General features: G+C 71.8%; 7 protein-coding genes. 4 read left to right on the top strand and 3 right to left on the bottom strand.

Annotation, left to right across the window (positions count from 1 at the left end):
* The first annotated feature begins 137 nt into the window (after window positions 1-137).
* The 3 genes from ACFT2C_RS28415 (at window position 138) to ACFT2C_RS28405 (ending at window position 3,122) form a co-directional block, all read left to right on the top strand.
* A complete protein-coding gene (locus ACFT2C_RS28415) occupies window positions 138-953 on the top strand; it encodes an SDR family oxidoreductase (RefSeq protein ID WP_377210461.1) in 816 nt (271 codons plus the stop codon).
* A gap of 51 nt (window positions 954-1,004) precedes the next feature.
* A complete protein-coding gene (locus ACFT2C_RS28410) occupies window positions 1,005-1,400 on the top strand; it encodes a hypothetical protein (RefSeq protein ID WP_377210460.1) in 396 nt (131 codons plus the stop codon).
* A gap of 150 nt (window positions 1,401-1,550) precedes the next feature.
* Window positions 1,551-3,122 carry a molybdopterin-dependent oxidoreductase gene (locus tag ACFT2C_RS28405; RefSeq protein WP_377210459.1) on the top strand — a complete coding sequence of 524 codons (1,572 nt, stop codon included), beginning with the start codon at window positions 1,551-1,553 and terminating at the stop codon, window positions 3,120-3,122.
* A gap of 74 nt (window positions 3,123-3,196) precedes the next feature.
* Here ACFT2C_RS28405 and ACFT2C_RS28400 read toward each other — a convergent pair whose 3' ends face one another.
* The 3 genes from ACFT2C_RS28400 to ACFT2C_RS28390 form a co-directional block, all read right to left on the bottom strand.
* Window positions 3,197-4,186, bottom strand: coding sequence for a type IV toxin-antitoxin system AbiEi family antitoxin domain-containing protein (locus tag ACFT2C_RS28400; protein WP_377210458.1), 990 nt, complete (start codon window positions 4,184-4,186; stop codon window positions 3,197-3,199).
* 191 nt (window positions 4,187-4,377) lie between these two features.
* Complete coding sequence (locus tag ACFT2C_RS28395; RefSeq protein WP_377210457.1) at window positions 4,378-5,217, bottom strand: hypothetical protein; 840 nt, start codon at window positions 5,215-5,217, stop codon at window positions 4,378-4,380.
* Complete coding sequence (locus ACFT2C_RS28390) at window positions 5,214-5,795, bottom strand: SigE family RNA polymerase sigma factor (protein WP_377210456.1); 582 nt, start codon at window positions 5,793-5,795, stop codon at window positions 5,214-5,216. The genes ACFT2C_RS28395 and ACFT2C_RS28390 overlap by 4 nt, the downstream gene beginning before the upstream one ends.
* 349 nt (window positions 5,796-6,144) lie before the next feature.
* On the opposite strand from ACFT2C_RS28390, the gene ileS reads away from it, so the two are divergent.
* Window positions 6,145-9,477 carry an isoleucine--tRNA ligase gene (gene ileS, locus ACFT2C_RS28385; protein ID WP_377210455.1) on the top strand — a complete coding sequence of 1,111 codons (3,333 nt, stop codon included), beginning with the start codon at window positions 6,145-6,147 and terminating at the stop codon, window positions 9,475-9,477.
* Window positions 9,478-9,533 lie beyond the last annotated feature (56 nt).

The raw sequence follows: 9,533 nt of genomic DNA, 5'->3' as shown, positions 1-9,533 counted from the left end.
CAGCGATCACACGATCTGGCATGGGTTCGGCGCCTGACTCACGCCAGATCGTGTGATCGAAGCGGACCTTCCGGCTCGCCCTCAGCCGCTCCGGATCGAGCCGCGGCGGGCACCGGCCGAGGCATTACAGTGCGGCCATGAGTGACAGCACCTCCACCGATACAGCCACCTCGAGCGGATCCGAGACCACGCCGAACCGCCGCGCCCTGGTGACCGGGGCGTCGTCGGGCATCGGTGCCGCGACCGTGCGCCGGCTGCGCGCCGACGGCTGGGACGTCGTGGCCGCCGCCCGCCGCGCCGACCGCCTGGAGGCGCTCGCCGCCGAGACCGGCTGCGAGGTCTACGCGGTCGACCTGACCGACGACGACGCCGTGGCCGCCCTCGCGTCCTACCTTGCCGCCACCGGCGGGCTCGACGCCGTGGTGAACAACGCGGGCGGCGCGTTCGGCCTCGACCGCGTGGAGGACGCCGACATCGACGACTGGCGCCGCATGTACGAGATCAACGTGCTCGGCACGCTGCGCGTCACCAAGGCCGTGCTGCCCCTGCTGCGCGAGGCGGGCGCCGCCAAGGGCGTGGCCGACGTCGTGAACCTGACCTCGACCGCTGCCCAGGGCGCCTACGAGGGCGGCGCCGGCTACACGGGCGCCAAGCACGCTCAGCACATGCTGTCCCAGACGCTGCGCTGGGAGATCGCTGGCGAGCCCGTCCGCGTCATCGAGGTGGCCCCGGGCGCCGTCGCGACCGAAGAGTTCTCGCTCGTCCGGTTCGACGGCGACGCCGAGAAGGCCGCCGCGGTCTACGAGGGCTACACGCCCCTGGTCGCCGCCGACATCGCCGACACCATCGCCTGGACCCTGTCCCGCCCGGACCACGTCAACATCGACCTGGTGACGATCCGTCCGCGCGCCCAGGCCCACAACTCGAAGATCGTCCGCGGTACCGGGGTGTGAGGCGGGACACAGTGACGAAACTTGGACACGATGCTCGAACACAATGAAGGCATGGACGCCAGCCCTTCGATCCCGCATGCCCGATCCTCGTCGAGCTCGGACGTGGACGTCGAGGATCTCGCGCAGTATCGCGCAAGGTACGAGCAACGGCTGCCCGACTCGCTGGACCTCCTCCAGGGTCCGTCCGAGGGGATCGTGGACCTCCCACAGCATGTCGCCTGGTCAGGGATGGCTTCCTATGACCTCGGCAAGCCGCGTCAGCGCATGAGTCTGTACCGGATCGTCCTGCACGAGGGTCTGCGCGACGATCTGCCGGCCTATCTCAATCGAGACGTGCTTCTTCAGCTCTGGCCAGTCCTCCGCACTCTCGTCGGACGGACCGTCCGGAGCGTGTGGGAGGACGCGTTTCCGCAGCTCGCAGCTCGAGGCACATCGGTCCTGGGCTAGCGCCTGGGCTGACGACCTCGCGGCCAGGCTCATGGAGCAGGCGGGCGACGGAGCGCCCTGACCTGATCCGGACGTGCCGGCGCCTTACGGAGTCATGACGGTTCGCCGCTGTCGCTCGGCGGGGCCCGATCCGCGTGCCAGGCTTGGCTCATGACCCAGGCAACCGAGAGCCCCGCGGACCCGCGGGCCGACCGCTCCCCGCACGACGCCGGGTGGGCCGCCCTGGCCGGCGTCGTCGCAGGCGCCGCAGGGCTGGCCGTCGCCGAGCTCGTCGCCGCTCTCGTCGCGCCCGCCGCGAGCACCCTGTTCGCGGGCGGCGCCGCCGTCGTCGACGCCGTGCCGGGGTGGCTCAAGGACTTCGCCGTGCAGTGGTTCGGCACCAACGACAAGGCGGTCCTGCTCGGGTCGATGGGCGTGGTGCTGGCCCTGGGCGCGGCGCTCGCGGGCTGGCTGGAGCTGCGCCGTCCGCCGGTGGGCGCCCTGCTGATCGGGGCGGTCGGCGTCGTCGGGGCGATGGTCGCCGTGCTCCGCCCGGACGCGACGGCGCTGTGGGCGCTGCCGAGCGTCGTCGGGATCGGCGGCGCGGTGATCCTGCTCCGGACGGCGATCGCGAAGCTGCGGCCGGTCGCGGACCTGCGCACGGACCAAGGCACCACGGTGGACCGGCGCGGGTTCCTGGCCGTCACGGGGATCGCCGCGGGCGTCGCGGTGCTGGCGCTGGCTGGCTCGCGCGTCGTGTCGGCGGGAGCGTCGGCGGTGAACGCGGTGCGCGAGAAGATCAGCCTGCCCGCCGCGAAAGAAGCCGCGGCCCCGGTGCCTGCGGGCGCCGACCTGGAGCTCGACGGGCTGACCCCGTACCTCACGCCCAACCCGGAGTTCTACCGCATCGACACGGCCCTGCGCGTGCCGCAGCTGGAGCCGGCGGACTGGTCGCTGGAGGTGCACGGCCTGGTCGACGAGCCGTTCACGATCACCTGGGACGAGCTCCTCGCGCTGCCGCTCGAGGAGCACCACGTGACGCTCGCCTGTGTGAGCAACACCGTCGGCGGCGACCTCATCGGCAACGCCCTCTGGCTCGGCTACCCGATCCGGGCCCTGCTGGAGCGCGCCAAGCCGCAGGCGGGCGCGGACATGGTGCTCTCCCGCAGCGACGACGGGTTCACGGCGGGCACGCCGCTGGAGGTGCTCCAGGACCCGGACCGCGCCAGCCTGCTCGCGGTCGGCATGAACGGCGAGCCGCTGCCCGTCGAGCACGGCTTCCCCGCACGGCTCGTGGTGCCGGGGCTGTACGGCTACGTGTCCGCGACCAAGTGGGTGACGTCGCTCGAGGTCACCACCTTCGACGCCGACCAGGGCTACTGGACGCCGCGCGGCTGGTCCGCGCTGGGACCGATCAAGCTGGAGTCGCGCATCGACGTGCCGCGCGGCTCGGCGGCGCCCGGCGCGGTGACGGTCGCCGGCGTCGCCTGGGCGCAGCACACGGGCATCGGCAAGGTGGAGGTCCGGGCCGACGACGGCGCCTGGGTCACCGCCGAGCTCGCCGAGACGGTGGGCCCGGACACGTGGCGCCAGTGGCGCGCGTCCATCGACCTCGACGCCGGCGACCACACGCTCGCGGTCCGCGCCACGGACACCGACGGGCTGGTCCAGACCGAGGCCCAGGCCCCGCCGGCCCCGGACGGAGCCACGGGCTGGCACACGGTCCAGCTCAGCGTCGGCTGACCCGGCCAGGACCCGGAAGTTGACCACAGCACTTTCTGCCAGAAGCGGGCCAGGTCTGGCAGAAAGTGCTCTGGTCAACTTTCGCCGGCCGCCGGACGGCGGGGCGGCAGCTGGCGGCCCGGCTTCCAGGCTTCGCGCTCCAGGACCTTGGCGACGCCCTCGGTGAACTGGTCGTCCAGGTCTGCCGGGAAGTACCGCAGCATGATGTTCTGCCCGTCGGCGAGCAGTCTGTTCTGCCGGATCGCGTCATGCTGCACCTGTCGCTCGGAGCCGTGGAACTCCTGGGAGTCGATCTCTACGATCAGCCAACGGTCGTCGCCGAGGTACCACACCATGTCCGCCCGGCCGAGGAAGCGTCCCGTGGCGTCGAAGAACTCCCGCTGCAGGTCGTCGGGGGCGATGCCGGCATCGTGCAGCCGCATGCGCGCGTGGCTCTCCGGCGGCGCCTCCGCTCGCCCGTCGATGAGCGGAAGACAGGCGGTCACCTTCGCAGAGTCCCGACGTCGCCGCAGCCGCCGCCCGATCGTCTCGAGCTGCTCCGTCCGGATCAGCCCCTGGTTCAGGGCGTTGTCGAGGCATGCGACGGCCTCGTCGCGCGTCAGCGTCGGCAACGCCTGGACCAGCGCCTGTTCCACCAGGACCACCTCGCGGCCCTGGATCTCGACGGTCTTGGGCGTGGGCCCGTACTGCCGCAGTACGAACCCGTCCGGAGATCTGCCCGCGGCGCCGCGCGGCAGGGCCGCCTCCGGGACGAGCCGGCGTGGCAGCCCCTCGACCCCGTGCAGCATCAGCGCGCACGCGCCGACGGCGATGGCGCGCCGGTTGGCAAGGAGAGCGGACCACACCGACCGCAGCCGGTCGACGTCGTAAGGGTGCAGTCCGGCCGGCACGCCACCCGCGTCGAAGACGCCGCGCGTCACCCGCTGCCACCGGCCCCGGGCGACCAGGTTGCGCCGCCGCGACGCCCCGACGCCGGCCGCCTCGCACTGCGCGGCAGACACGAGCCCGCCCTGCCGGCGCGCGAGGCTGAGCAGTTGCGGCGGAACGGGCATCTCTCTCGGCACGCCCACCATTACATCCGATGCTGCCATTTGATAGTGGATGTTATCCACAGGCGCCGTAGCCTCCGCAGATGCGGAGGTTGACCACAGCAGTTGCTGCCAGAACCTGGCCCTGCCTGGCAGGAACTGCTGTGGTCAACTTCGCAGCCGCGACGGCGGCCGATGGCGGCGGCCGCGCGTCGGCGGCCGCGGACTCAGTTGAGGCGCAGCGAGTCCAGGAAGCCCTCGACGAGCTCGCTGTTCCCCTCGGGCAGGGTCATCGTGATCAGGTACCTGCCAGGACCGTCGGCGCGGTGGACGAGGATCCGCACCGGCTCGGCCGCCCCGTCGCCCGCAGGCATGGCCATGATCTCGCGCAGCTCCTGGCTGCTCCCGTCCTCGACGGTGGCCGTCGTCGCCCCCGACAGATCAAATGAAGTCGCCTCACGGCCCGGCGTCTGGGTCAGGCCGCCGGCCTTCGTGTCGTAGAACTCGTAGTCGGGCGTGACGTAGGCGATCCGGAGGAACGGAGGGGCGTCCGGGTCCTCGCTGCTGTGCCACATGTCCGACGTCACGCCGGGCTCGTCCTGGACCGGGCCGCTGCTCACGATCTCGGCTGGCAGGGCATAGGTCAGGCCCTCCAGCTCGTGAACCTCCCATCCGTCGGGCACGCCGGCCGACGCCAGCGCCGCGATCGCGGCCTCCCGCACCTCCTTCGCCCGTCGTTCCTTCTCCGACCTCGACAGGTCCGCCGACCTCGACAAGTCCGCCGACGTCGACGCATCCGCGCCCGCCGACGCCGATCCGCCCGGCAGGAGCCCGCCCCCCGTCGTCGGGCCGCCGAGGGCGAAGGCGGCGCCCGCGACGGCCGCCACCGTCAGCACGCCACCGCCGGTCGAGAGGACCGCGCGGCGCGTGCGGGTGCGGCGGATCGCCTCGCGCGACATGGCGTGCGGGTTGGCGGAGGTGGGCGGTACGACGCCGGTGCTGAGGTCGCGCAGGTGCGCTACCCAGCCCTCGTCGACGGTCTCATCGAGAGTGAGCTGATCGTTCATGCGTCCTGTCCTTCCGAGAGCAGTGTGCGCAGGCGGGCGAGGCCGCGTGCGCCTTGGGACTTCACGTTGCCGACGCTCACGCCGAGCTCCTCGGCGACGTCGGCCTCCGACCGGTCGAGCAGGTGGCGCAGCACCACCACGCGGCGCTGGCTCGGCCCGAGCTGCCGCAGCGCGCGCACGAGGCGCTCCCGCTCGGCGACCTGCGCCCCGCTGTCGGCCCCGGGGACCCAGCTCGCCTCCTGCGCGACGACGACGTCCTCCGGCGACCGCAGGACCTCGCGGCGCGTGCGCCGCCAGCCGTCGATCCGTGCGGTGGCCAGCACCCGGCGGGCGTACGCGAACGGGTTGCCGTCCTTGAGCCGGGACCAACGGCGGTAGGTCCGCTCCAGCGCGATCTGGGTGAGGTCGTGGGCGCGGTGGTCGTCGCCGCACAGCAGGTAGGCGATCCGGTGCAGGGCCGCGGTGTGCTGGACGGCGAAGAGCCGGAACTGCTCCTCGGTCGACACCCCTGTGCGGACCACAGTGAACCTGGGCTCCGCGGTGACCGGCGGTCCGGTCGCCTCGCTGATTGCGTTCATGTCCCCTGGACGCACGGCGGGTGCGATCAGGTTGCACGCCGGACTTTTCCGGTTGCCACTGCCCGGTACGATGGCCTCACAGGCATCGACCCGGCTATCACCGGCGAGCCTCCGGAAGAACAGGTCCCCCTGCCGCGCCGCCCTGAGCCTGTCGAAGGGTCGGGCAGAGGGAACCCCAGTAGAACCGGACGGGTAGGCCCGTCACAGCCGTCAACGAGCGGACGCACGCCACTGGCGAGTGTCAAGCGGGGTGGTACCGCGGCGCACCCAGGTGCGGCGTCCTCGCAGCAGAGCACGAACCGAAGTCCACCTGCTGCCGAACCGCTGAACCGCCAGGAGCCACCAAACCATGGCCTATCCGCTGCACCGTCCGAGCGACGACGCCAACCCCGTGCCCGCGTCGCCCAGCCTGCCCGACGTCGAGCGCGACGTCCTCGCGTACTGGGAGAAGGACGACACCTTCCGCGCATCCGTCGAGGCCCGCCCGGCGGGCGAGAACGGCAGCAACGAGTTCGTCTTCTACGACGGCCCGCCGTTCGCGAACGGCCTGCCGCACTACGGCCACCTGCTGACCGGGTACGCGAAGGACGTCGTGCCGCGCTACCGGACCATGAAGGGGCAGCGCGTCGAGCGCCGCTTCGGCTGGGATACGCACGGCCTGCCGGCGGAGCTGGAGGCCATGAGCCAGCTCGGCATCAAGACCAAGGACGAGATCGTCGAGCTCGGCATCGACAAGTTCAACGAGGCCTGCCGCTCCAGCGTGCTGAAGTACACCGACGAGTGGCGCACGTACGTGACGCGCCAGGCCCGCTGGGTGGACTTCGACAACGACTACAAGACCCTGAACCCGACGTTCATGGAGAGCGTGGTCTGGGCCTTCAAGTCGCTGTTCGACAAGGGCCTCATCTACGAGGGCTTCCGCGTGCTGCCCTACTGCTGGAACGACCAGACGCCGCTGAGCAACCACGAGCTGCGCATGGACGACGACGTGTACCAGCAGCGGCAGGACCCGGCGGTGACCGTCGGCTTCCCGGTGACCACCGTCCCGGACGGCGCCGACGTGCTCCGCGTGGGCGACCACCTGCTGATCTGGACCACCACGCCGTGGACCCTGCCCTCCAACCTGCTGGTCATGGTCGGGCCGGACGTCGACTACGTGGTCGTCGAGTCGTCCTTCACCGGCACCCCGCAGCGGTACGTGCTGGCCGAGGCGCGCGTCGACGCGTACGCGCGGGAGCTGACGGACGAGGGTGCCGAGGCGCCGAACGTCGTCGGGCACCTGAAGGGCAGCGAGCTGCTGGGCGCTGCCTACACCCCGCCGTTCAGCTACTTCGAGGGCCACCCGGGCGCGCACCGCGTGGTCGAGGCCGACTTCGTCACGACGACCGACGGCACCGGCCTGGTGCACAACGCCGGCGCCTTCGGCGAGGAGGACAAGCAGGTCACCGACCGCGAGGGCGTCGACCCGGTCATCCCCGTCGGCCCGGACGGGCGCTTCATCTTCCCCGTCGAGGAGTACGCAGGCCTGCAGGTCTTCGACGCGAACGCGCCGATCATGGACCACCTCAAGGCCCGCACGCGCGGTGTCGCGGACGACGAGGCGGGGCGGACGACGTCGGGCACCGTGCTGCTGCGCCGCGAGCAGTACGCGCACTCCTACCCGCACTGCTGGCGCTGCCGCAACCCGCTGATCTACATGGGCGTGTCCTCGTGGTTCGTCGAGGTGACGAAGATCAGGGACCGCATGGGCGAGCTGAACCAGGAGATCACCTGGGTGCCCGAGCACATCAAGGACGGCCAGTTCGGCAAGTGGCTCGAGAACGCACGCGACTGGTCGATCACGCGCAACCGGTTCTGGGGCTCGCCCGTGCCGGTGTGGAAGTCGGACGACCCGGCCTACCCGCGCGTCGATGTCTACGGTTCGTTCGCCGATATGGAGCGCGACTTCGGGCGCCTGCCGCTCGACCAGGACGGGCAGCCGAACCTGCACCGCCCGTTCGTCGACGACCTCACCCGGCCCAACCCGGACGACCCGACGGGCCGGTCCACGATGCGCCGCGTCGAGGACGTCCTGGACGTCTGGTTCGACTCCGGCTCCATGCCGTACGGCCAGGTGCACTACCCGTTCGAGAACTCGGACTGGTTCGAGCACCACTTCCCGGGTGACTTCATCGTGGAGTACATCGGCCAGACGCGCGGCTGGTTCTACATGATGCACGTGCTGTCGACGGCGCTGTTCGACCGGCCGGCGTTCCAGACGGCGCTCTCGCACGGCATCGTGCTGGGCTCGGACGGCCGCAAGATGAGCAAGTCGCTGAAGAACTACCCGGACGTCAACGACGTCTTCGACCGCGACGGGTCCGACGCGATGCGCTGGTTCCTGATGTCGTCGCCGATCCTGCGCGGCGGCAACCTCGTGGTCACCGAGGAGGGCATCCGCGACGCGGTGCGCCAGGTGCTGCTGCCGCTGTGGAGCACGTACTACTTCTTCACGCTGTACGCCAATGCCGCGTCCGACGGCGCGGGGTACCAGACGCAGCCGCTGACGCCCGAGCGCGTCGCCGGGCTGCCCGTCATGGACCGCTACCTGCTGGCGCGGACGCGCGGGCTGGTCGCGGACGTGACCGAGCAGCTCGATGGCTACGACATCGCGGGCGCCTGCGACACGGTGCGCCAGTACCTCGACGCCCTGACCAACTGGTACGTGCGCACGCAGCGCGACCGGTTCTGGGCCGAGGACACGGATGCGTTCGACACCCTGTCGACGGCGCTCGAGGTGCTGTGCCGGGTGATGGCGCCGCTGGCGCCGCTGCTCACGGAGGAGGTCTGGCGCGGGCTGACCGGCGGGCGCTCGGTGCACCTGGCGGACTGGCCGTCGCTGGCCGGTGCGGCCGCGGTGGTCGAGCCTGTCGAGACCGGTTCGCTGGTCGAGCCTGTCGAGACCCTGGTGGCCGACGACGCCCTCGTCGCCGCCGTCGAGTCCGCGCGGGCCGTGGTGTCGCAGACGCTGGCGCTGCGCAAGGCGAACAAGCTGCGCGTGCGCCAGCCGCTGCGGTCGCTCGTCGTCGCCGTGGCGGACCCGGACGGCGTCGCGCCGTTCGCCGGGCTGCTGGAGAGCGAGCTGAACGTCAAGGACGTGCGGCTCGTCGCGTTCTCGCCCGAGGTCGCCGCCGAGTTCGGCATCACCGAGCGCCTCGCGGTCAACGCCCGGGCCGCGGGCCCGCGCCTCGGGCGCGGGGTGCAGGCCGTGATCAAGGCCGCGAAGTCGGGCGCCTGGTCCACGACGGACGCGGGCGCGGTGGTGGTCGCGACGGACGGCGGCGACGTCGAGCTGCTCGAGAGCGAGTACGAGCTGACGACGGTGGTGGGCGGCGACTCCGCCGATACCGCCGACGTCGCGGCCGCGGTGCTCACCGGCGGCGGCTTCGTGGTCCTGGACCTCGCCCTGGACGACGCGCTGCGCGCCGAGGGGTACGCCCGCGACGTCGTCCGCGACGTGCAGGACGCGCGCAAGGCCGCCGGCCTGCAGGTCGCCGACCGGATCGCGCTCGACCTGACCGTCCCGGCCGAGTGGGTCGCCGCCGTCGAGGAGCACCGCGAGCTGGTGGCGCGCGAGACCCTGGCGACGTCGCTCACGGTCACCCCGGGCCCGGCCCGCACGGTCTCGGTCACCAAGGCCTGACCCCGAGGTCCGCGAAGTAGAGCGCTTGTCCGAGCCTCCCCGGCCCACCCCGGGGA

It is taken from the genome of Promicromonospora sp. NPDC057138, assembly GCF_042670845.1.
GTDB lineage: Bacteria > Actinomycetota > Actinomycetes > Actinomycetales > Cellulomonadaceae > Promicromonospora.
This window is presented reverse-complemented; position numbering and strand designations above follow the sequence as displayed.

What these genes read in the sequence shown, in the direction of transcription:
- ileS (WP_377210455.1), top strand. Translation starts at nt 6,145, where the DNA reads ATGGCCTATCCGCTGCACCGTCCGAGCGACGACGCCAACCCCGTGCCC.
- ACFT2C_RS28415 (WP_377210461.1), top strand. Translation starts at nt 138, where the DNA reads ATGAGTGACAGCACCTCCACCGATACAGCCACCTCGAGCGGATCCGAG.
- ACFT2C_RS28410 (WP_377210460.1), top strand. Translation starts at nt 1,005, where the DNA reads ATGGACGCCAGCCCTTCGATCCCGCATGCCCGATCCTCGTCGAGCTCG.
- ACFT2C_RS28390 (WP_377210456.1), bottom strand. Translation starts at nt 5,795, where the DNA reads ATGAACGCAATCAGCGAGGCGACCGGACCGCCGGTCACCGCGGAGCCC.
- ACFT2C_RS28395 (WP_377210457.1), bottom strand. Translation starts at nt 5,217, where the DNA reads ATGAACGATCAGCTCACTCTCGATGAGACCGTCGACGAGGGCTGGGTA.
- ACFT2C_RS28405 (WP_377210459.1), top strand. Translation starts at nt 1,551, where the DNA reads ATGACCCAGGCAACCGAGAGCCCCGCGGACCCGCGGGCCGACCGCTCC.